We start from the raw sequence: 23,171 nt of genomic DNA on the forward strand, positions 1-23,171 counted from the left end.
ACGTGTCGAAACCGTAGTAACGTAAGATTAACACGAAGTCACCACAACCGCGGACATGAGTTACGAAAGGTTTCAATTCTATCCGTAGCAGCCGTCGTTGTCTTTAAGATTCAGGAGCGTAGTGCATGGAGTTCAGTGTAAAAAGCGGTAGCCCGGAGAAACAGCGGAGTGCCTGCATCGTTGTGGGCGTCTTTGAACCACGCCGACTCTCCCCGATCGCCGAGCAACTCGATAAGATCAGTGACGGCTATATCAGCGCCCTGCTGCGCCGTGGCGAACTGGAAGGCAAACCTGGGCAGACGCTGTTGCTGCACCATGTGCCGAACGTACTGTCTGAACGTATTCTGCTGATTGGCTGCGGTAAAGAACGCGAGCTGGATGAGCGTCAGTATAAGCAGGTCATTCAAAAAACAATAAATACGCTGAATGATACCGGCTCGATGGAAGCCGTTTGCTTCCTGACCGAACTGCACGTTAAAGGCCGCAACACCTACTGGAAAGTACGCCAGGCCGTCGAGACCGCAAAAGAGAGCCTCTACAGCTTTGATCAGCTGAAGACCAATAAAAGCGAGCCGCGTCGCCCGCTGCGTAAAATGGTCTTTAACGTCCCGACCCGCCGCGAGCTGACCAGCGGCGAGCGCGCTATCCAGCACGGTCTGGCAATTGCCGCCGGGATCAAAGCCGCAAAAGATCTGGGCAATATGCCACCAAACATCTGCAACGCTGCATACCTCGCCTCTCAGGCTCGTCAGTTAGCAGATGCTTACAGTAAAAACGTCATTACCCGCGTCATCGGCGAACAGCAGATGAAAGAGCTGGGCATGCATTCATATCTGGCGGTCGGTAACGGCTCCCAGAATGAGTCCCTGATGTCGGTCATCGAATATAAAGGCAACCCGTCCGAGGACGCGCGTCCTGTGGTGCTGGTGGGTAAAGGCCTGACCTTTGACTCCGGCGGTATCTCCATCAAGCCTGCCGAAGGCATGGACGAGATGAAGTACGATATGTGCGGCGCGGCAGCGGTATACGGCGTCATGCGGATGGTCGCCGAACTCCAGCTGCCGATTAACGTTGTCGGCGTACTGGCGGGCTGTGAAAACATGCCTGGTGGCCGCGCCTATCGTCCAGGTGACGTGCTGACCACCATGTCCGGCCAGACCGTTGAAGTGCTCAACACCGACGCCGAAGGCCGTCTGGTGTTGTGCGACGTGCTGACCTACGTGGAACGCTTCGAGCCGGAAGCGGTTATCGACGTGGCAACCCTGACCGGTGCCTGCGTCATCGCGCTGGGCCACCACATCACCGGCCTGATGTCGAACCATAACCCGCTGGCGCACGAGCTGATCGGGGCGTCCGAGCAGGCTGGCGACCGCGCATGGCGACTGCCGCTGGCCGACGAGTTCCAGGATCAGCTGGAATCCAACTTTGCCGATATGGCGAACATCGGCGGCCGTCCTGGCGGAGCGATTACCGCAGGCTGCTTCCTCTCGCGCTTCACCCGCAAGTACAACTGGGCGCACCTGGACATCGCAGGCACCGCGTGGCGCTCCGGTAAGGCCAAAGGCGCAACCGGTCGTCCGGTCGCGCTGCTGTCGCAGTTCCTGCTGAACCGCGCGGGTTTTAACGGCGACGAGTGATGTTAAACGCCGGGTGGCGGCTTCGCCTTACCCGGCCTACAACGTCGCTCAACCGTAGGCCGGGTAAGCGTAGCGCCACCCGGCTTTGCATTTAAATCCACGACAAGAAGCCCCATATATGAAGAATGCAACGTTCTACCTTCTGGACAATGACACCCAACAGGACGGCCTCAGCGCCGTAGAACAACTGGTGTGTGACATTGCCGCAGAACGTTGGCGCGCAGGCAAACGCGTGTTGATTGCCTGTGAAGATGAGCAGCAGGCGATTCGCCTTGATGAAGCGCTGTGGGCACGCCCGCCGGAAAGTTTTGTCCCGCACAACTTATCGGGTGAAGGGCCACGCGGCGGTGCGCCGGTTGAAATTGCCTGGCCGCAAAAGCGCAACAGTAGCGCGCGCGATATTCTTATCAGCCTGCGGATAGACTTTGCAGATTTTGCCACCGCTTTCACAGAAGTGGTAGACTTTGTCCCTCACGAAGAATCTTTGAAACAACTGGCGCGCGAACGCTATAAAGCGTACCGCCTGGCCGGTTTTAACCTGAATACGGCAACCTGGAAATAATGGAAAAGACATATAACCCACGCGATATCGAACAGCCGCTTTACGAGCACTGGGAACAGCAGGGCTATTTCAAGCCTAACGGCGATGAAAGCAAAGAGTCCTTCTGCATCATGATCCCGCCGCCGAACGTCACCGGCAGTTTGCATATGGGTCATGCTTTCCAGCAAACCATCATGGACACCATGATCCGCTACCAGCGCATGCAGGGTAAAAACACCCTGTGGCAGGCGGGGACTGACCACGCGGGTATCGCGACCCAGATGGTGGTTGAACGTAAAATTGCCGCTGAAGAAGGTAAAACCCGCCACGACTACGGTCGCGACGCGTTCATCGACAAAATCTGGCAGTGGAAGGCAGAATCCGGCGGCACCATTACCCGTCAGATGCGTCGTCTCGGCAACTCCGTGGACTGGGAGCGTGAGCGCTTCACCATGGACGAAGGCCTCTCCAACGCCGTGAAAGAAGTGTTTGTCCGTCTGTATAAAGAGGACCTGATTTACCGTGGCAAACGCCTGGTGAACTGGGACCCGAAACTGCGCACCGCCATCTCTGACCTGGAAGTGGAAAACCGCGAGTCGAAAGGCTCGATGTGGCACATCCGCTATCCGCTGGCCGACGGCGCAAAAACCGCAGACGGTAAAGATTACCTGGTGGTCGCTACCACCCGTCCGGAAACCCTGCTGGGCGATACCGGCGTGGCCGTTAACCCGGAAGATCCACGTTACAAAGATCTGATCGGTAAATTCGTGGTCCTGCCGCTGGTTAACCGCCGTATTCCGATTGTGGGCGACGAACACGCCGACATGGAAAAAGGCACCGGCTGCGTGAAAATCACCCCGGCGCACGACTTCAACGACTACGAAGTGGGCCGTCGTCACGCCCTGCCGATGATCAACATCCTGACCTTCGACGGTGACATCCGCGAAAGCGCGCAGGTCTTTGACACGAAAGGCGAAGAATCTGACGTTTACTCAAGCGATATCCCGGCCGAGTTCCAGAAGCTGGAGCGTTTTGCCGCGCGTAAAGCCATCGTCGCTGCCGTTGACGCGCTGGGCCTGCTGGAAGAGATCAAGCCTCACGATCTGACCGTGCCGTACGGCGACCGTGGCGGCGTGGTAATCGAACCTATGCTGACGGACCAGTGGTACGTGCGTGCCGACGTGCTGGCGAAACCGGCCGTTGAGGCGGTTGAGAATGGCGACATTCAGTTCGTGCCGAAGCAGTACGAAAACATGTACTTCTCCTGGATGCGTGACATTCAGGACTGGTGTATCTCCCGTCAGCTGTGGTGGGGCCACCGTATTCCGGCATGGTATGACAACGAAGGCAACGTCTACGTTGGCCGCACCGAAGACGAAGTGCGTCAGGAAAACAACCTGGGCGCTGACGTTGCCCTGCGTCAGGACGAAGACGTGCTGGATACTTGGTTCTCCTCCGCGCTCTGGACCTTCTCTACCCTCGGCTGGCCGGAAAATACCGACGCGCTGCGTCAGTTCCACCCAACCAGCGTGATGGTATCCGGCTTCGACATCATCTTCTTCTGGATCGCCCGCATGATCATGATGACCATGCACTTCATCAAAGATGAAAACGGCAAGCCTCAGGTTCCGTTCCATACCGTCTACATGACCGGCCTCATCCGTGACGACGAAGGCCAGAAGATGTCCAAATCCAAGGGTAACGTTATCGACCCGCTGGATATGGTCGACGGTATTTCGCTGGAAGAGCTGCTGGAAAAACGTACCGGCAACATGATGCAGCCGCAGCTGGCCGAGAAGATCCGCAAGCGCACCGAGAAGCAGTTCCCGAACGGGATTGAGTCTCACGGTACCGATGCCCTGCGTTTCACCCTGGCGGCGCTGGCCTCTACCGGCCGCGACATCAACTGGGACATGAAGCGTCTGGAAGGTTACCGTAACTTCTGTAACAAGCTGTGGAACGCCAGCCGTTTCGTGCTGATGAATACCGAAGATCAGGATTGCGGCTTTAACGGCGGCGAAATGACGCTGTCGCTGGCTGACCGCTGGATCCTGGCGGAATTCAACCAGACGGTGAAAGCCTTCCGTGAGGCGCTGGACAGCTACCGCTTCGACATCGCGGCAGGCATCCTGTACGAATTCACCTGGAACCAGTTCTGTGACTGGTATCTGGAGCTGGCGAAGCCGGTGATGAACGGCGGATCCGAAGCCGAGCTGCGTGGCACGCGCAACACGCTGATCACCGTACTGGAAGGACTGCTGCGCCTGGCGCATCCGGTCATCCCGTTCATTACCGAAACCATCTGGCAGCGCGTGAAGCTGATTGCAGGCATTGATGCCGACACCATCATGCTGCAGCCGTTCCCGGAATTCGATGCTGCGCGCGTTGATGAAGCCGCCGCTGCCGATACCGAATGGCTGAAGCAGGCGATTGTTGCCGTGCGTAACGTTCGTGCAGAAATGAACATCGCCCCGAGCAAACCGCTGGAACTGCTGCTGCGCGGCTGCAGCGAGGCTGCCGTTCGTCGCGTGAACGAAAACAGCACCTTCCTGAAAACCATGGCGCGTCTGGAAAGCATCACAGTGCTGCCTGCCGATGACAAAGGTCCGGTTTCTGTGACCAAAATCATCGACGGTGCCGAGCTGCTGATCCCGATGGCGGGTCTTATCGACAAAGACGCCGAGCTGGCGCGTCTGGCGAAGGAAGTGGCAAAAGTCGACGTGGAAATCGGCAAAATCGAAAGCAAACTGGCGAACGAAGGCTTTGTCGCCCGCGCGCCGGAAGCGGTCATCGCTAAAGAGCGTGAGCGTCTGGTTGCTTTCGCAGATGCGAAGACCAAACTGATTGAGCAGCAGGCGGTTATTGCAGCCCTGTAATGCTTTTACCCCTTACGCTTCAGGGCGTAAGGGGTTTCCTTCCTGAAAACTCCTCGCTTGCACTCCCCTTGCTCCAGTGCTATTAACAGCACCTGTGTGTCAATTTTTGTCATGAGTAATGCTATGAGCGTGATTGCCCCCGTCGCGACGACGATGCGTCGTATCACTGAACAGGACAACCCGGCTATCGCCGCCGTTATCCGCACCGTTTCCGCCGAATATGGCCTTACGGCCGATAAAGGCTACACCGTAGCCGACCCCAATCTTGACGAACTGTTCCAGCTTTACAGCCAGCCGGGCCACGCCTACTGGATCATTGAGCAGGCAGGCAAAGTCGTGGGTGGTGGCGGCGTGGCGCCTTTGACCTGCAGCGAGCCGGATATCTGTGAGCTGCAGAAGATGTACTTTCTGCCCACCATTCGCGGCCAGGGGCTGGCGAAAAAGCTGGCGCTGGTTGCGCTTGAACACGCCCGCGCAGAAGGCTTCACCCGCTGTTATCTTGAAACCACCGCGTTCCTCAAAGAGGCCATTGGCCTGTATGAACATCTGGGCTTCGAGCATATCGATGCGCCGCTGGGCTGCACCGGCCACGTTGATTGCGAAGTCAGAATGCTGAAAAGTCTGTAATTCCCGTTCCTGCCGCCTTCTGTTAAGCGGCTGTAAACTGAATGCTCTACACTCTCAGTTCACACCATAACGGGGGAAACACGATGTCGAAGATAAAAAGCTACGCCGCACCGCAGGCGGGTGCAGAACTTGAACTGTACGAGTACGATGCGGGCGAACTGAAAGCTGAAGACGTCGAGGTACAGGTGGATTATTGCGGGATCTGCCACTCGGATCTCTCCATGATCGACAACGAATGGGGCTTCTCGCAGTATCCGCTGGTCGCCGGTCACGAAGTGATTGGCCGCGTGGTCGCGCTCGGTACCGCCGCGCAGGATAAAGGGCTGAAGGTTGGCCAGCGCGTTGGCATCGGCTGGACCGCACGCAGCTGCGGTCACTGTGATGCCTGTATCAGCGGCAACCAGATCAACTGCCTTGAAGGCGCTGTGCCAACCATCGTGAACAGAGGTGGTTTCGCCGATAAACTGCGCGCCGACTGGCAATGGGTGATCCCGCTGCCGGACAGCATTGATATCGAATCCGCAGGCCCGCTGCTGTGCGGCGGTATTACGGTATTTAAACCGCTGCTGATGCACCACATCACCGCCACCAGCCGCGTGGGCGTGATTGGTATCGGCGGTCTGGGCCATATCGCCATCAAGCTGCTGCACGCCATGGGCTGCGAAGTGACGGCGTTCAGCTCTAACCCGTCAAAAGAGCAAGAAGTGCTGGCGATGGGCGCGGATAAAGTCGTAAACAGCCGCGATCCGCAGGCGCTGAACGCGCTGGCGGGCCAGTTTGATCTGATCATTAACACCGTCAACGTCGATCTCGACTGGCAGCCGTACTTTGAAGCGCTGGCCTACGGCGGCAACTTCCACACCGTTGGCGCGGTGATGAAGCCGCTACCTGTCCCGGCGTTTACGCTGATTGGCGGCGATCGCAGCGTTTCAGGCTCCGCCACCGGTACGCCTTTTGAACTGCGCAAGCTGATGAAGTTTGCCGGACGCACTAAAGTGGCGCCAACCACCGAACTGTATCCGATGTCGAAAATCAACGAAGCCATTCAGCACGTGCGCGACGGCAAAGCCCGCTACCGCGTGGTGTTGAAAGCGGATTTTTAATGTAAATGAGCCCGGTGGCGGCATCGCGCCACCGGGCATTTTCACTACTGCGCCAGGGCTTTAAACACCTCCGCCACCGCTACCGCCCCCGGGTCCATCACGCCATCCAGATTCTCTTGATTAACATACGACGAGCGCCCCGCGCCGGCTTTCGCCATTTTGGCCGTTGCCTCCGCGCCCTGCTGTGCGGCCTGCGCCGCGGCCTGAAGATCGCCTTTCAGCAGCGCCTCCAGCGCCGGTTGCAGCGCGTCGATCAGGGTGCGATCGCCCAGATCCGCACCACCATACTGCTTCATCTGCCCCAGGCCGCTCAGCAGCGCTTCCGGTAATGCCTGGCCTTCATCCAGCTTCTGCCCGGCAGCGGTAAAGAATATCGACATCAATACGCCGCTCGATCCGCCCATCACCGTGGCAAGGCGCTCGCCCACCAGCGAGAACAGGGTCGGCAGGTCGTTCAGCGGAAGTGTGTTCTCTTCCAGACATTGCGCAATATCCCGGGCGCCCTGCGCAAAGGTGGAGCCGGTATCACCGTCGCCCACTTTTGCATCCAGCGCATTGAGGTGGTTCTCCAGTTGTATCAGCGTGCTCGTGACCGAGGAGACAGCCTTCCCGACCTGCGGGTTCGCTGACGGGGTATATTCCACGCGATCGTGAAGGGCGCTGTGCGCAACGGTACGCACTGGCGCAAACGCCACCGGTTTCTGCCAGCCGAGCGTTTCAACATCGGCATGCAGCGCTTTTTCGAACAGATCGTTGAGCTTGAGCAGCGTCAGCGAAAATCCCTTCATATCCAGCGCACTCACCAGCGGCGCGGGCCCAATCAGACAGTCGATGCTTTCTTTAAGGGCTGAATGCGCCAGCTCTTTGGTTAATTGCGCCATCTCCAGCGCCGAGACGCCGCCAAGGTTGTTAATGAGCACCGCAAAGCGCCCCTCGCCCGCCTTCGCGATAAGCGGCGTCACCAGCATCTCGATAATCGCTTTGCTGTTTTGCGTGTCGACAACGGACGCCCCCGGCTCACCGTGAATACCCAGCCCCAGCTCCACATGGCCTTGCTTAATGCGCCCCTCTTCATCATCATCGCTGCCCGGCAGGTTGCAGGTTTGCATCGCCACACCCAGGCTCCAGAGGTTATCGCAGGCCTGCTGCGCAATCTCCCGGACTTCACTCAGCGGTTTGCCCTGCTCCGCCGCATAGCCCGCAATTTTATGCACCAGCACCGTGCCCGCAATGCCGCGCGGCTGTTTGTTATCCGGCAGGGCGATATCGTCCGCCACAATGACCATCTCAACGTTCAGCCCGTAGCGTTTCGCTTTCTCCGCCGCCAGGCCGAAGTTCAGCCTGTCACCGGTATAGTTTTTTACGATCAGCAAACAGCCCTGCTCACCCGTCACCGCCACAATGGCATTCAGCACGGCATCCACGCTCGGCGAAGCAAACACGTCGCCGCACACTGCCGCCGTCAACATCCCCTTGCCGACAAACCCGGCGTGCGCCGGTTCATGGCCTGAGCCTCCACCGGAGATCACCGCCACGCGGCTTTTGTCCCAGTCGCCGCGAGCCACTACGCGAATAGCCGGATCGATATCCAGTTTGACGAGGTTAGCGTGCGGAGCCGAAAGCAGTATGCCTTCAATAGCGTCGTTGACCAGCTGTTTGCGGTCATTAAAAAAGAATCTGGACATAGCTTCCCAAAATTTTGTTTACCGTATGAAAAAGCATAGTCTGCGCTGGATAATGCGCCGCAAAGTCAGGAATTTGCGCAGACAATTTGCCGTCGGGTTGCCTATACTCCACTCATGAAAATGAGAGGATGTGGATCATGAGTACACCGCTGCTAATCGCCCGGACGCTGGAAAAAGAGCTGTTTTTACTCCCCGCTATGACCAACCGACACGGTCTGATCACCGGCGCGACCGGGACGGGAAAAACCGTTACCCTGCAGAAGCTGGCAGAGTCGCTTTCAGAGGCGGGCGTACCGGTATTTATGGCCGATGTTAAAGGCGATCTCACCGGGGTGGCTCAGGAAGGGACGGCTTCAGAAAAGCTGCTCGAACGTCTGAAAAATATTGGCATCACTGACTGGACCCCGCACAGCAACCCGGTCGTGGTGTGGGACATTTTCGGTGAGAAGGGGCATCCGGTGCGCGCCACCGTCTCCGATCTCGGTCCGTTGCTGCTGGCGCGTCTTCTCGATCTTAACGAGGTGCAAACCGGCGTCCTGAATATTATCTTCCGCATTGCGGACGATCAGGGGCTGCTGCTGCTTGATTTCAAAGATCTGCGCGCCATCACCCAGTATATCGGCGATAACGCCAAATCCTTCCAGAACCAGTACGGCAATATCAGCAGCGCCTCGGTGGGTGCCATCCAGCGCGGTTTGCTGACGCTGGAGCAACAGGGCGCCGAGCATTTCTTCGGTGAGCCGATGCTGGATATTAAAGACTGGATGCGTACCGACAGTCAGGGCAAAGGCATCATCAACATACTGAGTTCAGAAAAGCTCTATCAAATGCCGAAGCTCTATGCCGCCAGCCTGCTGTGGATGCTCTCTGAACTTTATGAGCAACTGCCTGAGGCAGGCGACCTTGATAAACCGAAGCTGGTGTTCTTCTTTGACGAGGCGCACCTGCTGTTCAACGATGCGCCGCAGGTGTTGCTGGATAAAATTGAGCAGGTGATCCGCCTGATCCGTTCAAAAGGCGTCGGCGTCTGGTTTGTTTCGCAAAACCCGTCGGACATCCCGGACAATGTTCTGGGGCAACTCGGCAACCGCGTACAGCATGCCTTACGCGCCTTTACGCCGAAGGATCAGAAGGCGGTCAAAGCCGCTGCGCAAACCATGCGCGCCAATCCGGCTTTTGATACCGAAGCGGCTATTCAGGCGCTGGGCACCGGTGAGGCACTGATTTCCTTCCTGGACGCAAAGGGTAGCCCGTCGGTGGTAGAGCGTGCCATGGTTATCGCCCCGTGCTCGCGTATGGGACCGGTCACCGATGATGAGCGTAACGGTCTGATTAACCATTCCCCCCTCTACGGCAAATACGAAGATGAGGTGGATCGGGAGTCCGCGTTCGAAATGCTGCAAAAAGGGGTGCAGGCAACGGCAGAATCGCAGGGCGCGCCACCCGCCAAAGGCCAGTCCGTGGCCGTGGACGACGGGATCCTGGGCGGCCTGAAGGACATTCTGTTTGGTACCACCGGGCCGCGCGGCGGTAAGCGCGACGGCGTGGTGCAGACGATGGCGAAAAGCGCAGCGCGTCAGGTCACCAATCAGATCATCCGCGGCATGCTGGGAAGCCTGTTAGGCGGCCGTCGTCGGTAGGCGGGGAACCCACGGTCTCCCCAGGGCAGAACCCTGTACACCGTGCTCCTGCAGGAAGCGGTCGATTTCCACCATCCCCGTCCAGCGGTTCTCGCACCACAGCGGTGCCAGCAGCGTTGGACGGCGGGCGCTGGCGGAGATGCGATGGTAGACAATTTCCGGCGGCGTATGGCGAATCATCTCCCCGGCGGTCACCGTATAGTCTTCAAGTTCGATACCGTTCAGGCGGCCTGATTCCCAGGCTTTCGCCATAATGCTGCCTTTCACAATATGCAGTGGATGCAGCTTGATGCCGTCGACGCCGGTTTCGACCACTTTTTCAAGCGTCTCAAGCCCGTGCTGCTGCCCTTCCCCCGGCAAGCCGACAATCAAATGCGAGCAAACTTTTAGCCCACGCTCGCGCGCCAGACGGGTGGTGCGCTGATAGCAGGCAAAATCGTGTCCACGGTTGATGCGATGCAGGGTTTTATCGTGCGCGGTCTGCAACCCCAGCTCAAGCCAGATCTCGTAACCCTGTTCTTTATACTCGCTGAGCAAATCCAGCACCGCGTCCGGGACGCAATCCGGGCGTGTGCCCACACACAGCCCCACAATGTTGGCCTGACTGACCGCCTGCTGATACATCCCGCGCAGCACCTGCACCTCCGCCCATGTGCTGGTATAGGCCTGAAAATAGGCCAGATATTGCTTCGCGCGGTTTACCCGGCTTGCCTGATGCGCAAGCTGTTCGGCAATGGATTTGTGCTGCTGGGCTTCGTCGGCAAACGAGGCCACGTTACAGAACGTGCAGCCACCACGCCCGATGGTGCCGTCGCGATTCGGGCAGCTAAAACCGCCGTGCAGCGTCAGCTTATGAACCTTTTGCCCGTAACGCTGCGAAAGATCCCCACCAAACATATTGACTAATTTCTGTAACTGCATAATCTGATAGACCGTCCCGGAGAAAGGGGACAAGCCTGCCATTTTTAGCCTCTGTCGGCGATGACCTGGATCAATCGCTCTGGACGGCCTTTACCCCTATGAATAAATAATCACTATAACTGCAGTTTCATTCAAACAAACCGTAATTACTTTTCCTTATGTTCTGATGGTTTTTTTCATTTATAGCGCCAGCGCGTAAAAACAGTGACTTTATGCGGGTTTGCACCCCAGCCCAGATGATTATTCTGCTTTAAAACGGCTATTCAGCACGCTGCGGGGATAATACCGCTTTCATATAGTGAGTCAGATCACACTCCCTGCGCGCTTCCCGGAGCAAAGCGTGGTTGTAAAAATAGATAAATTATCTTTTTAAACAGAAAGTTACCTACCTATTAGCACATTTTTGTATAAATAAGATTGCCATTTGACCTGTGTACCAATTCCCGATAAGTTGGAAATCCGCTGGAAGCTTTCTGGATGAGCAATCTGCTCATCATATTTATGCAGTAATTGAGATTCCCTCTGAAGCAAGTCCTCAAACTTGTTTACCTGCGCGAAAGGATGAAAAAGAGGGCGAATGCGAGGTGCGCGTATGAAACGCAATCCCCGTCGCCATGCTCTTTCTGTGCCTGTGCGCCACGGTAACGTTCAGAGAGAAGCCCGACGAGCCTGGGGAGGTTCACTGATATGTTGTACGATAAATCCCTTGAGAAGGATAACTGTGGTTTCGGCCTGATCGCCCACATAGAAGGCGAACCTAGCCACAAGGTAGTGCGTACTGCCATTCACGCACTGGCCCGCATGCAGCACCGTGGTGCCATCCTTGCCGATGGTAAAACCGGCGACGGTTGCGGTCTGCTGCTGCAAAAACCGGATCGTTTCTTCCGTATCGTGGCGGAAGAGCGCGGCTGGCGTTTAGCCAAAAACTACGCTGTCGGCATGCTGTTCCTGAATCAGGATCCTGAAAAAGCAGCCGCCTCACGCCGCATCGTTGAAGAAGAACTTCAGCGCGAAACCCTGTCGATTGTCGGCTGGCGCGATGTGCCAACCAATGAAGGGGTGCTCGGTGAAATTGCCCTCTCCTCGCTGCCTCGCATTGAACAAATTTTTGTCAACGCGCCTGCGGGCTGGCGTCCACGTGATATGGAACGCCGTCTGTTTATCGCTCGCCGCCGCATTGAAAAACGTCTTCAGGACGATAAAGAGTTCTACGTCTGTAGCCTCTCCAACCTGGTGAACATCTATAAAGGTCTGTGTATGCCGGCTGACCTGCCGCGCTTCTACCTGGACCTGGCGGACCTGCGTCTGGAATCGGCCATTTGCCTGTTCCACCAGCGCTTCTCCACCAACACCGTTCCACGCTGGCCGCTGGCTCAACCGTTCCGCTATCTGGCACACAACGGCGAAATCAACACCATCACCGGTAACCGCCAGTGGGCGCGCGCCCGTACCTATAAATTCCAGACGCCGCTGATCCCCGATCTGCACGACGCCGCACCGTTCGTGAACGAAACCGGCTCGGACTCCAGCTCCATGGATAACATGCTTGAGCTGCTGCTGGCAGGCGGGATGGACATCGTTCGCGCCATGCGTCTGCTCGTGCCACCGGCCTGGCAGAACAACCCGGATATGGATCCGGAGCTGCGCGCGTTCTTTGACTTTAACTCCATGCACATGGAGCCGTGGGACGGCCCGGCGGGCATCGTCATGTCCGACGGCCGCTTTGCCGCCTGTAACCTGGACCGTAACGGCCTGCGTCCGGCGCGCTACGTTATCACCAAAGATAAGCTCATCACCTGCGCGTCTGAAGTCGGTATCTGGGATTACCAGCCTGACGAAGTGGTCGAGAAAGGCCGCGTTGGACCGGGCGAGCTGATGGTTATCGATACCCGTGGCGGGCGTATTCTTCACTCCGCCGAAACCGATAACGACCTGAAAAGCCGCCACCCGTACAAAGAATGGATGGAGAAAAACGTCCGCCGTCTGGTGCCGTTCGAAGACCTGTCCGACGACGAAGTGGGCAGCCGCGAGATGGACGACGACACCCTCGCGAGCTTCCAGAAACAGTTTAACTACAGCGCGGAAGAGCTGGACTCGGTGATCCGCGTGCTCGGTGAAAACGGCCAGGAAGCGGTCGGCTCAATGGGCGATGACACCCCATTTGCCGTGCTCTCCAGCCAGCCGCGCATCATTTACGACTACTTCCGCCAGCAGTTTGCGCAGGTTACCAACCCGCCAATCGATCCGCTGCGTGAAGCGCACGTCATGTCGCTGGCCACCAGCATCGGTCGCGAGATGAACGTCTTCTGCGAAGCCGAAGGCCAGGCCCACCGTCTGACCTTTAAATCGCCGATCCTGCTCTACTCCGATTTCAAGCAGTTGACCACCATGAAAGAGGAGCACTATCGCGCCGACACGCTCGATATCACTTTCGACGTGACCGAAACGAGCCTCAAAGAGACGGTAAACGCGCTGTGTGATAAAGCCGAACAGATGGTGCGCAACGGCACCGTTCTGCTGGTGCTCTCCGACCGCAACATCGCCAAAAACCGTCTGCCGGTGCCTGCGCCGATGGCCGTAGGAGCGATCCAGACGCGTCTGGTGGACAAGAGCCTGCGCTGCGACGCCAACATCATTGTTGAAACCGCAAGCGCCCGTGACCCGCACCACTTCGCCGTGCTGTTAGGCTTTGGTGCGACGGCCATTTATCCATATCTGGCCTACGAAACGCTGGCACGCCTGGTAGATACCCGTGCGATCGACAAAGACTACCGCGCCGTGATGCTGAACTACCGTAACGGCATCAACAAAGGCCTGTACAAGATCATGTCCAAAATGGGCATCTCGACCATTGCCTCTTACCGTTGCTCGAAGCTGTTTGAAGCGGTTGGCCTGCACGACGATGTGGCGAACCTGTGCTTCCAGGGCGTGATCAGCCGTATCGGCGGAGCCGGTTTTGCTGATTTCCAGCAGGATCTGGTGAACCTGTCGAAACGCGCCTGGCTGGCACGTAAGCCGCTGGATCAGGGCGGCCTGCTGAAATACGTTCACGGTGGCGAATACCACGCCTACAACCCGGACGTTGTGCGCACGCTGCAGCAGGCGGTGCAGAGCGGTGAATACCGTGATTATCAGCAGTACGCTGAGCTGGTGAATAACCGTCCGGCGGCGACGCTGCGCGATCTTATTGCCCTTAACCCGGGCGACGAGGCGGTTAGCATCGACGACGTGGAGCCAGCAACCGAGCTGTTCAAACGCTTCGATACCGCGGCGATGTCTATCGGCGCGCTCAGCCCGGAAGCCCATGAAGCCCTGGCGGAAGCCATGAACAGCATCGGCGGTAACTCGAACTCCGGCGAAGGCGGCGAAGATCCTGCCCGCTACGGCACCAATAAAGTGTCGCGTATTAAGCAGGTGGCATCCGGTCGCTTTGGCGTAACGCCTGCGTACCTGGTCAACGCCGACGTAATTCAGATTAAAGTCGCTCAGGGGGCTAAACCGGGCGAAGGCGGTCAGTTGCCGGGTGATAAAGTCACGCCGTACATCGCCAAACTGCGCTACTCGGTGCCGGGCGTGACGCTGATCTCCCCGCCGCCTCACCACGATATCTACTCTATCGAGGACTTAGCGCAGCTGATTTTCGACCTGAAACAGGTTAACCCGAAGGCGATGATCTCCGTGAAGCTGGTTTCCGAACCGGGCGTCGGCACCATCGCCACCGGCGTGGCAAAAGCCTACGCAGACCTCATCACCATCGCTGGCTACGACGGCGGTACCGGCGCAAGCCCGCTCTCCTCTGTGAAATACGCGGGCTGTCCGTGGGAGCTGGGCCTGGTGGAAACCCAGCAGGCGCTGGTGGCTAACGGCCTGCGCCACAAGATCCGCCTGCAGGTGGACGGTGGCCTGAAAACCGGCCTCGACATCATCAAGGCAGCGATTCTGGGTGCGGAAAGCTTTGGCTTCGGCACCGGCCCGATGGTGGCGCTGGGCTGTAAATACCTGCGTATTTGCCACCTCAACAACTGCGCAACCGGTGTGGCAACCCAGGACGAGAAGCTGCGTAAGAATCACTATCACGGTCTGCCGTTCAAAGTGACCAACTACTTTGATTTCATCGCCCGCGAGACCCGCGAACTGATGGCGCAGCTGGGCGTGAAGCGTCTGGTGGATCTGATTGGCCGTACCGACCTGCTGAAAGAGCTGGAAGGGTTTACTGCCAAACAGCAGAAACTGGCGTTGAGCAAACTGCTTGAAACCGCGCAGCCGCATCCTGGCAAAGCGGTCTACTGCACCGAGAAAAACCCGCCTTTCGACAACGGCGTGCTGAATGCGCAGCTGTTGCAGCAGGCGAAGCCGTATGTGGATGATAAGCAGAGCAAAACGTTCTGGTTTGATATCCGCAACACCGACCGTTCCGTCGGTGCCTCGCTCTCGGGCTACATCGCGCAAACGCACGGCGACCAGGGTCTGGCATCCGATCCGATTACCGCGCACTTCAGCGGCACGGCGGGTCAGAGCTTTGGCGTTTGGAATGCGGGCGGCGTTGAGCTGTACTTGACCGGCGATGCCAACGACTACGTCGGCAAAGGCATGGCAGGCGGTCTGCTGGCGGTACGTCCGCCGGTCGGCTCCGCCTTCCGCAGCCACGAAGCCAGCATCATCGGTAACACCTGTCTGTACGGTGCAACCGGCGGTCGTCTGTTTGCAGCCGGTCGTGCAGGTGAGCGTTTTGCGGTGCGTAACTCCGGTGCCATCACCGTGGTGGAAGGCATCGGCGATAACGGCTGTGAATACATGACGGGCGGGATTGTGTGCGTCATGGGTAAAACCGGCGTGAACTTCGGCGCAGGCATGACGGGCGGGTTTGCTTACGTCCTGGACGAAGACGGCGAGTTCCGCAAACGCGTGAACCCGGAACTGGTGGAAGTGCTGGACGTTGATACCCTGGCAATCCACGAAGAACACCTGCGCGGTTTGATTACTGAACACGTGCAGCATACCGGTTCTTCGCGCGGCGAAGAGATCCTGGCGAACTGGCCAGCGTTCTCTGCGAAATTCGCGCTGGTTAAACCGAAGTCCAGCGATGTGAAAGCACTGTTGGGTCACCGTAGTCGTAGCGCAGCAGAGCTGCGTGTGCAGGCGCAGTAAGGGGTAGCAATGAGCCAGAACGTATACCAGTTTATCGACCTGCAGCGCGTTGATCCGCCAAAGAAACCGCTGAAGATCCGTAAAATTGAATTTGTAGAAATCTATGAGCCGTTTTCAGAAGGCCAGGCCAAAGCGCAGGCAGACCGCTGCCTGTCCTGCGGTAACCCTTACTGCGAATGGAAATGCCCGGTCCATAACTACATCCCAAACTGGCTGAAGCTCGCCAACGAAGGACGTATTTTTGAAGCCGCCGAGCTGTCTCACCAGACCAACACCCTGCCGGAAGTGTGTGGCCGCGTCTGCCCGCAGGACCGCCTGTGTGAAGGCTCCTGTACGCTGAACGACGAGTTTGGTGCGGTGACCATCGGTAACATCGAACGCTATATCAACGATAAAGCGTTCGAAATGGGCTGGCGTCCGGATATGACCGGCGTGCGTCAAACCGACAAACGCGTAGCCATCATTGGTGCAGGCCCGGCGGGCCTGGCCTGTGCGGACGTGTTGACCCGTAACGGCGTCAAAGCGGTGGTCTTCGACCGTCATCCAGAAATCGGCGGCCTGCTGACGTTCGGCATCCCGGCCTTCAAGCTGGAAAAAGAGGTCATGACCCGCCGCCGCGAAATCTTCACCGGCATGGGTATTGAGTTCAAACTGAACGTGGAAGTAGGCCGCGACGTGCAGCTCGACGACCTGCTGAAGGATTACGATGCCGTGTTCCTCGGCGTAGGGACGTATCAGTCCATGCGCGGCGGGCTGGAAAATGAAGATGCGCCTGGCGTGTATGATGCGCTGCCGTTCCTGATTGCCAATACGAAGCAGATCATGGGTTACGGCGAAACGACCGACGAGCCATTCGTCAGCATGGAAGGCAAACGCGTGGTGGTGCTGGGCGGCGGTGATACCGCCATGGACTGCGTGCGAACCTCCATTCGTCAGAATGCGGCGCACGTTATCTGTGCCTATCGCCGTGACGAAGAGAACATGCCCGGCTCTAAGCGTGAAGTGAAAAACGCGCGTGAAGAGGGTGTGGAGTTCCAGTTCAACATCCAGCCTCTGGGCGTGGAAGTGAATGCTAACGGCAGAGTGAGCGGCGTGAAAATGGCGCGTACCGAGATGGGTGCGCCGGATGCGAAAGGCCGTCGCCGTGCAGAAATCGTGGCGGGCTCCGAGCATGTGATCCCGGCGGATGCGGTGGTGATGGCGTTCGGCTTCCGTCCACACAGCATGGAGTGGCTGGCGAAGCACAGCGTTGAGCTGGATTCGCAGGGCCGCGTGATTGCTCCGGAAGGCAGCGACAATGCCTTCCAGACCAGCAACCCGAAAATCTTCGCCGGTGGCGATATCGTTCGCGGTTCCGACCTGGTGGTCACAGCGATTGCCGAAGGTCGTAAAGCGGCTGACGGGATCCTGAACTACCTGGAAGTGTAAAAAACGAGCCGGATGAGCACACGCCATCCGGCTTTTTTTACGCGGTTAACAGGCTGGCACGGACCTTCACAACGGCCTTTTTGATCTCCCCCGTCGAAGCCACCGCGCAGCCCGGCTTGTGCGGCTCTCCCGGCATAAAGACCACAAACATTCCCGGTTGCAGTACCAGCGATTGCTCCCCTTCAATGCGGCTACACAGCTGATAATCTTCACTGCTATGCCATTCCCCGCATTCGCGCGCGGCCCCCGCAACACCAAACAGGATACGTTCTTCACCCGCCAGCAGCAGCTGGATATCAATATACGCTTCGTGCAGCTCGGCCTGCTTCTGCTCCGGCCACTGGGTGACAAACTGCATGACGTTCATAAAGATCTCCTCGCCCTGCAGCGCGTAATGGCCGGGCGCTTTCTCCTGCGGCCGTGCGGCAAGCGCCAGGGTTATGGCGTGCTGCAAGTGTGCGGGTAACCCTGATGACGCCAGCGACGGTAACTCGCCCAATATCATAACGTGCCTCCCTGAGCCACAAGCGCGGCACCCAACAGCCCGGCATCGTGGCGATAATGCGCCGCCCGAAGCGCGACCTGATAAACACCCGGCTGCTGAGACAGATATCCGGCAACCTGCGGTAAATACCCTTCCGCCAGCCCCACGCTGCCGCCTACCACCACGGTCTGACAGTCGGTGACGGCTTTGACGTCTGCAATGAGGGCGGCCAGCGTTCGCGCGGAGTGCGCCACCAGCTGACGGGCCTGAGGATCGCCCTGCGCCGCGCGGGCGAATATCGCTTTTGCATCCAGCCCGGCCAGTTCACCGTGTGCTGCCGCCGCAATTCCACGCCCGGAGGCAATGGCCTCGACGCAGCCGCGTCGCCCGCAGCCGCACAGCGGCCCCGCCGGGTCGGCCTGAGTGTGCCCCAGATGGCCGGCCAGCCCACCGCGGCCCGTCTGGAGTTTGCCATTAAGCACCACGCCACCGCCCACGCCGGTTGATACGGTCAGAAAGACCATATCGTCATTATCGGGCAGCGCGCAGAACTCGGCCCATGCCGCGGCCTGCGCATCGTTGATTGCCGTCACGGGCAAATCGGTCATTGCAGAGAGAGACGCCACCAGCGGAAACTGCGCCAGCCCGCCCAGATTCGACGGGTTAATGGAGGTCAGTACGCCTTCGTGAATGATGCCCGTGGAGGCTACCGCCACCCGCACGGCCTGCGCCCTTAGCGGCGCGATCAGCGTGCGTAACGCCTCCTGCAACGCCTGCGGCGTCTGGCTGGCGGGGGTTGCGCACTCGCGGCGAGCGGTAATGCTGCGGCCCTCAACCCGCGCGGCGGCGAGCTTTGTCCCGCCGATATCAATGGCCAGGGTTGTCATGGCGCACCTCACGCATCGCGTCGTTAAACCACTGGCAGATATGCTCCAGCCGGGTGATCGCAGACCCCACGGTTACCGCCCACGCCCCATGCTGCATTGCCTGAGCGGCCAGTTCCGGGGAGTTATAGCGTCCTTCGGCGATAACCCGACAGCCAGCTTCGCTCAGGGCACGTACCAGCGCCAGATCAGGCTCGTCGGGCGTGTCCGGCGTCAGGTAGCCCGAGAGCGTCGAGCCGATAAATTCGGCCCCGAGCTGCTGGCAATAGCGTCCATCTTCAGGCGAGGAACAGTCGGCCATCGCCAGCCGCCCATGGTGGTGGATCCTTGCCACAATCGCCTCTCGCGAGGCAGGCCGCAGGCGATCGGTGCCGTCAAAGGCAATAATATCCGCCCCGGCGTGCGCCAGATCGTCCACATCCTCAAGAAACGGCGTGATGCGTACCGGCGAATCGGGGAGATCGCGTTTGATGATGCCAATTACCGGAATTGAGAGCAGCGGTCGCGCGGCACGCAGGTTGGCAAGGCCCTCAATGCGAACGGCAATGGCATCGGCGTGTTCAGCGGCAAGCGCCATCGCCGCGACGATCTCAGGCTTGTCTAACGGGCTTCCCGGCACCGGCTGGCAGGAGACGATCAGCCCGCCCGTGACGTTTATTTTCTGGCTCAGGGTTTCAATCAACGACATCACATTATCCTTTATGTTTGATCGGGCCGCGTTTGTCGGCACCCAACGGCACTGCGCCACTCAGCGGTTTACCGTCAATCGCGTCGTGCGTACGCAGGGCTTCCGGGCGGACCCAGCGCTGAACGCGTGAGGGCATGTCCAGACCGATGAGCAGGATCACCACGAACGTCAGGCCAAACGAGAGCGACCCCAATGCCGTGCCCAGCTCCATGTTTTGCGCCAGCAAGGCGCCAATCACCGGCGCAATGGCCCCGCCCAGCGCCCCGACGTTGTAGGTAAAGCCCAGCCCGGCGGCACGCTGGTCGGTATCGAAATAGCCGCCAATGAGCTTGGGTAAGATCCCGGAAATGCCCTGCCCCAGCATCTGCTGGAAAAAGAGTAGCAAGCCCAGTACCCAGACATTTGCGCCACCGATCGCAAAGACGGGGATGATCAGCAGCTGCGAGGCCATAAGGCTGTAGACGTACGCCTTGCGCGTGCCCAGCCAGTCTCCGAGGAAACCGCCCACGCAGCAGCCTACCGCTGCCCCAAACCCACTAAAGAACAGCACGCGCGCCACCGTTGACGGGTCATACCCCAGCTCGGTTTTAAGCCAGGTGGGCAACAGCGCCTGAATCGGCCATGAGTAGAGAAAAGCAAACAGCACCACCACCATCAGCGTGACGCCCGTAGGCCAGCGTTTGCCGCTACTTTGCACCATAAAGCTGATGAACACGATGGCGCACAGCAGGCCCAGGATCACCACCAGCCCCGCATTATTCAGCTCTCCGGCAAAGCAGAACCACAACGCGGTACCGGCAAACACGGTCATCAGGATGTTAATCACGCGGTATGGGCCGCGATAGAGAATGTCGACCATGGTGCGTACTGGCGCTTTACCTTCGTGCTTCGCCTTCCAGTCTTCCGCTTCCGGTATGTTTTTACGCAGCCAGAGAGCAAAAACGATAGGCAAAATGCCGATAAAGAACAGCGCGCGCCAGCCCCACACCGGCACGACCAGGCTGTAGACCTGAGCGGCTATCACCGCACCCACGGAAAATCCGGAGATCAAAAAACCGCTTGCCTTGTTGCGCAGCTGCGTCGGCCAGCTTTCAATCACGTAGGTTGCGCTGGAACCGTATTCCCCCGCCATCCCCATACCGATCACCATGCGGGCGATAAACAGGGTGACGTAGCCCGGCGCAAAACCGCAGGCCAGCGTGCCGCAGGAGAAGAGTACAATGCTGGTGATCATCGCCAGCTTGCGGCCATAGCGATCGCCCATTGCGCCCAGCAGCAGGCCACCGAACCAGCGTGAAATAAAGGCCGCCGATATCAGGCTTGCCGCTTCCACCGTGGTGAGGCCAAATTCACTTTTTATTTCCGTCAGAACTAAGGCTATTAATACAAAATCGAAGCCATCAAGCAGATATCCCAGCCAGGCGGCGGAGAACGCACGCCACTGGGGGCGGCTAAGATGGCGATACCACGGGATGCTTTGGGTAGACATACTCATTTGACTCTCCCGACGATTTCTATGTCGTTGAGCCGGATGGCGGCTGCGCCTTATCCGGCCTACGTATCGCGTTTTTACAGGCCGGATAAACGAAACGCCATCCGGCAGTGCGTTAGCGTTTTTCCGCCATCAGTTGCTCTGCCAGGGCTTTAAGTGCCGGCACAAATTTTTCATCTACCGGCGCAAACGGCTTACGGCACAGCGGGACGGAGACCACATCCATATAGTGCAGCACCGTTTTCAGGCCGCGGAAAACGCCGGCCTTGATCAGCAGGTCGATGACCTTGTTGCATTCGCTTTGCAGACGCTGCGCGGTGGCGTTATCCCCCTCGCGTACCGCCCGGGCAATGGCCTGATAGCGCCAGCCCATGATGTTGTAGGTGCTGCCGATGCCGCCGTCAGCCCCTGCCAGCAGACCGGATGCAAAGATTTCGTCGTAGCCGTTGTAGAGCACCAGATCCGGATGCGCCCGGCGGATCTGCTCCATCTGGAAAAGATCCCCTGAGGTTTGCTTCAACGCCCCCACGCCCGGGAGAGTCACCAGCGTGTTGATCTGATCGAGCGTCAGTTTGACCCCGCTCAGCGCCGGAATGTTATAGACCACCATCGGCAAACCATCCGCAGAATCAATAATTGCACGGTAGTGATCGCAATGTTCCTCAAAGCTGAACGGATAGTAGAACGGCGTGACGGCGGACACAGCATCAAAGCCCTGGCGCGCCGCAGAGGCTGCGAGCTGCTGGCTTTCAGCTGTGCTCACGCAGCCGACGTGGGCGATCAAGGTGATTTTGCCCTTCGCCTCGTCCGCTACGATCGCCATCACCTGTTCGCGTTCGGAAAGGCTTTGTACAAAGGCCTCCCCTGTTGACCCGCCGACGTAAAGCCCGTCGATTCCCTGCGCAATATTGAACTGCACCAGCCGGCGCAGGCTCTCTTCGTCCAGCATTTGCTGCTGGTTAAACGGGGTCAGGAGTGCGGCCATTACGCCGCGTAGTTGCATTGCCATAGTTACCTCAAGCGATCGTGTGTTTGTTATAACGACATACCTTTATACCTGTTATACCAGATCACTTATGCAGCAGTATCATAGAGAACGCGTATATTGCGATCTACTTCACTAAAGGATCGTGATTATTTGGCGCTGGAATGCTGGCCGAAAGCGTGCCAGGTGGCGGAAACGCTGTTGAGATGGGTTTGTAGCGCGCGATCGGCTTCATCAGGATCGCGTCGGCGGATCGCATCGACGATCGCAATGTGCTGACGGTAGCTGACTTCATTGTGCTGATACAGTTCGGCATCGGGCACCTGAGGACGGGCGGCAATCAGCCAGTCAAGCAGCGCAACGTGGATGGCATTAAAAATCGGGTTGCCGGGGATCTCGGCCAGCACGCGGTGGAAATCGACGTCGGATCGAATAAACAGCGCGTTGTCGTTGAGCGACTGGCTGTTAATGTCCAGCGCCCTGGTCAGGCGATCGATCTGATCGTCTGTGGCGTACTCTGCGGCATAGCGCACCAGGCTGGATTCAAAGAACAGGCGCAGCTGCTCGAAGTGGGCAATGCCGCCAGGCTGGGTCAGGAAATCTTTCGCCATCCCCGACAGCTCGCTGATAATGGTATCAGCCGAAGGGACGGTGACGCGGGCACGTTCGCCGTTGTTGATTTGCACTAGCCCTTTACGCTTCAGCGCCGCCAGCGCCTCACGCACCGAGGGGCGACCGACGTTGAAGAATTCCATCAGTTCACGCTCGGAGGGAAGCTGCTCGCCCTGGGCAAACTCCTGACGGCGGATCATCTGCTCCAGCTCTTCTTCCACCATGTCGGACAGCTTTTTACGCGCCAGCGGACGCCGACGCAGCATACGCCCCATCGTTTCGGATGACTTTTCAGCTTTGAGATCAATCGGTTTCATAGCAGTCCGGTGCCGGAGAAGGAAAACGCTTCATCATAACACAGGATATCTGAGGGCGCGAAACAGCGCCCTGCCGCCGGGAAGGGACGGCAGGACGTGGGAG

General features: G+C 58.4%; 16 protein-coding genes. 8 read left to right on the forward strand and 8 right to left on the reverse strand.

Features of this window, described 5'->3' with window-relative positions; translation table 11 throughout:
- Positions 1 to 125: 125 nt before the first annotated feature.
- The 5 genes from pepA (at position 126) to ahr (ending at position 6,784) form a co-directional block, all read left to right on the forward strand.
- Entirely contained in the window at positions 126 to 1,637 is a 1,512-nt protein-coding gene (gene pepA, locus FFS28_RS16875; RefSeq protein WP_137903521.1) for a leucyl aminopeptidase, read from the forward strand.
- 118 nt (positions 1,638 to 1,755) lie between these two features.
- Positions 1,756 to 2,199: a DNA polymerase III subunit chi gene (holC, locus tag FFS28_RS16880; RefSeq protein ID WP_006178800.1), complete on the forward strand. Its 444-nt coding sequence runs from the start codon at positions 1,756 to 1,758 to the stop codon at positions 2,197 to 2,199.
- Complete coding sequence (locus FFS28_RS16885) at positions 2,199 to 5,054, forward strand: valine--tRNA ligase (RefSeq protein ID WP_101736893.1); 2,856 nt, start codon at positions 2,199 to 2,201, stop codon at positions 5,052 to 5,054. The genes holC and FFS28_RS16885 overlap by 1 nt, the downstream gene beginning before the upstream one ends.
- Before the next feature lie 123 nt (positions 5,055 to 5,177).
- Positions 5,178 to 5,681 (forward strand): GNAT family N-acetyltransferase, encoded by a 504-nt coding sequence (locus FFS28_RS16890; protein ID WP_042322128.1) that lies wholly within the window; start codon positions 5,178 to 5,180, stop codon positions 5,679 to 5,681.
- Between the two features lie 83 nt (positions 5,682 to 5,764).
- The gene (gene ahr / locus FFS28_RS16895) at positions 5,765 to 6,784 is read left to right on the forward strand and encodes an NADPH-dependent aldehyde reductase Ahr (protein WP_006178803.1); all 1,020 of its coding nucleotides are present in this window, start codon (positions 5,765 to 5,767) and stop codon (positions 6,782 to 6,784) included.
- A gap of 44 nt (positions 6,785 to 6,828) precedes the next feature.
- On the opposite strand, the gene FFS28_RS16900 is transcribed toward ahr, so the two are convergent.
- Positions 6,829 to 8,469: a glycerone kinase gene (locus FFS28_RS16900; protein WP_137903522.1), complete on the reverse strand. Its 1,641-nt coding sequence runs from the start codon at positions 8,467 to 8,469 to the stop codon at positions 6,829 to 6,831.
- 137 nt (positions 8,470 to 8,606) lie between these two features.
- Here FFS28_RS16900 and FFS28_RS16905 point away from each other — a divergent pair, with 137 nt between their 5' ends.
- On the forward strand, positions 8,607 to 10,109 hold the full coding sequence (locus FFS28_RS16905) for a helicase HerA-like C-terminal domain-containing protein (RefSeq protein ID WP_088208443.1): 1,503 nt from the start codon (positions 8,607 to 8,609) through the stop codon (positions 10,107 to 10,109).
- On the opposite strand, the gene mnmL is transcribed toward FFS28_RS16905, so the two are convergent.
- Positions 10,089 to 11,030, reverse strand: coding sequence for a tRNA modification radical SAM protein MnmL/YtqA (mnmL, locus tag FFS28_RS16910; RefSeq protein WP_137903545.1), 942 nt, complete (start codon positions 11,028 to 11,030; stop codon positions 10,089 to 10,091). The genes FFS28_RS16905 and mnmL overlap by 21 nt on opposite strands.
- Positions 11,031 to 11,717: 687 nt before the next feature.
- On the opposite strand from mnmL, the gene gltB reads away from it, so the two are divergent.
- Both gltB and FFS28_RS16920 read left to right on the forward strand, forming a co-directional pair.
- The gene (gene gltB, locus FFS28_RS16915) at positions 11,718 to 16,178 is read left to right on the forward strand and encodes a glutamate synthase large subunit (protein ID WP_137903523.1); all 4,461 of its coding nucleotides are present in this window, start codon (positions 11,718 to 11,720) and stop codon (positions 16,176 to 16,178) included.
- 9 nt (positions 16,179 to 16,187) lie between these two features.
- Complete coding sequence (locus tag FFS28_RS16920; protein ID WP_006178809.1) at positions 16,188 to 17,606, forward strand: glutamate synthase small subunit; 1,419 nt, start codon at positions 16,188 to 16,190, stop codon at positions 17,604 to 17,606.
- A 37-nt stretch (positions 17,607 to 17,643) separates the two neighbouring features.
- On the opposite strand, the gene nanQ is transcribed toward FFS28_RS16920, so the two are convergent.
- The 6 genes from nanQ to nanR all read right to left on the reverse strand — a co-directional run bounded on the left by nanQ (position 17,644) and on the right by nanR (position 23,068).
- Positions 17,644 to 18,111: an N-acetylneuraminate anomerase gene (nanQ, locus tag FFS28_RS16925; RefSeq protein WP_137903524.1), complete on the reverse strand. Its 468-nt coding sequence runs from the start codon at positions 18,109 to 18,111 to the stop codon at positions 17,644 to 17,646.
- Complete coding sequence (gene nanK, locus FFS28_RS16930; protein WP_137272586.1) at positions 18,108 to 18,977, reverse strand: N-acetylmannosamine kinase; 870 nt, start codon at positions 18,975 to 18,977, stop codon at positions 18,108 to 18,110. The genes nanQ and nanK overlap by 4 nt, the downstream gene beginning before the upstream one ends.
- A complete protein-coding gene (locus FFS28_RS16935) occupies positions 18,958 to 19,662 on the reverse strand; it encodes an N-acetylmannosamine-6-phosphate 2-epimerase (RefSeq protein ID WP_137903525.1) in 705 nt (234 codons plus the stop codon). The genes nanK and FFS28_RS16935 overlap by 20 nt, the downstream gene beginning before the upstream one ends.
- 4 nt (positions 19,663 to 19,666) lie before the next feature.
- Positions 19,667 to 21,157 (reverse strand): MFS transporter, encoded by a 1,491-nt coding sequence (locus FFS28_RS16940; RefSeq protein ID WP_006178813.1) that lies wholly within the window; start codon positions 21,155 to 21,157, stop codon positions 19,667 to 19,669.
- A gap of 112 nt (positions 21,158 to 21,269) precedes the next feature.
- Positions 21,270 to 22,163, reverse strand: a complete 894-nt coding sequence (nanA, locus tag FFS28_RS16945; protein ID WP_058609387.1) for an N-acetylneuraminate lyase — start codon at positions 22,161 to 22,163, stop codon at positions 21,270 to 21,272.
- 125 nt (positions 22,164 to 22,288) lie between these two features.
- Positions 22,289 to 23,068 carry a transcriptional regulator NanR gene (gene nanR / locus FFS28_RS16950; protein ID WP_006178815.1) on the reverse strand — a complete coding sequence of 260 codons (780 nt, stop codon included), beginning with the start codon at positions 23,066 to 23,068 and terminating at the stop codon, positions 22,289 to 22,291.
- Positions 23,069 to 23,171: the final 103 nt, after the last annotated feature.

The sequence above is a fragment of the Enterobacter sp. 2VL genome, assembly GCF_005503595.1.
Classification (GTDB): Bacteria; Pseudomonadota; Gammaproteobacteria; order Enterobacterales; family Enterobacteriaceae; genus Enterobacter; species Enterobacter cancerogenus.

Excerpts from the sequence above, each read along its gene's own strand:
- pepA (WP_137903521.1), top strand. The coding sequence starts at position 126 with ATGGAGTTCAGTGTAAAAAGCGGTAGCCCGGAGAAACAGCGGAGTGCC.
- holC (WP_006178800.1), top strand. The coding sequence starts at position 1,756 with ATGAAGAATGCAACGTTCTACCTTCTGGACAATGACACCCAACAGGAC.
- FFS28_RS16885 (WP_101736893.1), top strand. The coding sequence starts at position 2,199 with ATGGAAAAGACATATAACCCACGCGATATCGAACAGCCGCTTTACGAG.
- FFS28_RS16890 (WP_042322128.1), top strand. The coding sequence starts at position 5,178 with ATGAGCGTGATTGCCCCCGTCGCGACGACGATGCGTCGTATCACTGAA.
- ahr (WP_006178803.1), top strand. The coding sequence starts at position 5,765 with ATGTCGAAGATAAAAAGCTACGCCGCACCGCAGGCGGGTGCAGAACTT.
- FFS28_RS16900 (WP_137903522.1), bottom strand. The coding sequence starts at position 8,469 with ATGTCCAGATTCTTTTTTAATGACCGCAAACAGCTGGTCAACGACGCT.
- FFS28_RS16905 (WP_088208443.1), top strand. The coding sequence starts at position 8,607 with ATGAGTACACCGCTGCTAATCGCCCGGACGCTGGAAAAAGAGCTGTTT.
- mnmL (WP_137903545.1), bottom strand. The coding sequence starts at position 11,030 with ATGCAGTTACAGAAATTAGTCAATATGTTTGGTGGGGATCTTTCGCAG.
- gltB (WP_137903523.1), top strand. The coding sequence starts at position 11,718 with ATGTTGTACGATAAATCCCTTGAGAAGGATAACTGTGGTTTCGGCCTG.
- FFS28_RS16920 (WP_006178809.1), top strand. The coding sequence starts at position 16,188 with ATGAGCCAGAACGTATACCAGTTTATCGACCTGCAGCGCGTTGATCCG.
- nanQ (WP_137903524.1), bottom strand. The coding sequence starts at position 18,111 with ATGATATTGGGCGAGTTACCGTCGCTGGCGTCATCAGGGTTACCCGCA.
- nanK (WP_137272586.1), bottom strand. The coding sequence starts at position 18,977 with ATGACAACCCTGGCCATTGATATCGGCGGGACAAAGCTCGCCGCCGCG.
- FFS28_RS16935 (WP_137903525.1), bottom strand. The coding sequence starts at position 19,662 with ATGTCGTTGATTGAAACCCTGAGCCAGAAAATAAACGTCACGGGCGGG.
- FFS28_RS16940 (WP_006178813.1), bottom strand. The coding sequence starts at position 21,157 with ATGAGTATGTCTACCCAAAGCATCCCGTGGTATCGCCATCTTAGCCGC.
- nanA (WP_058609387.1), bottom strand. The coding sequence starts at position 22,163 with ATGGCAATGCAACTACGCGGCGTAATGGCCGCACTCCTGACCCCGTTT.
- nanR (WP_006178815.1), bottom strand. The coding sequence starts at position 23,068 with ATGAAACCGATTGATCTCAAAGCTGAAAAGTCATCCGAAACGATGGGG.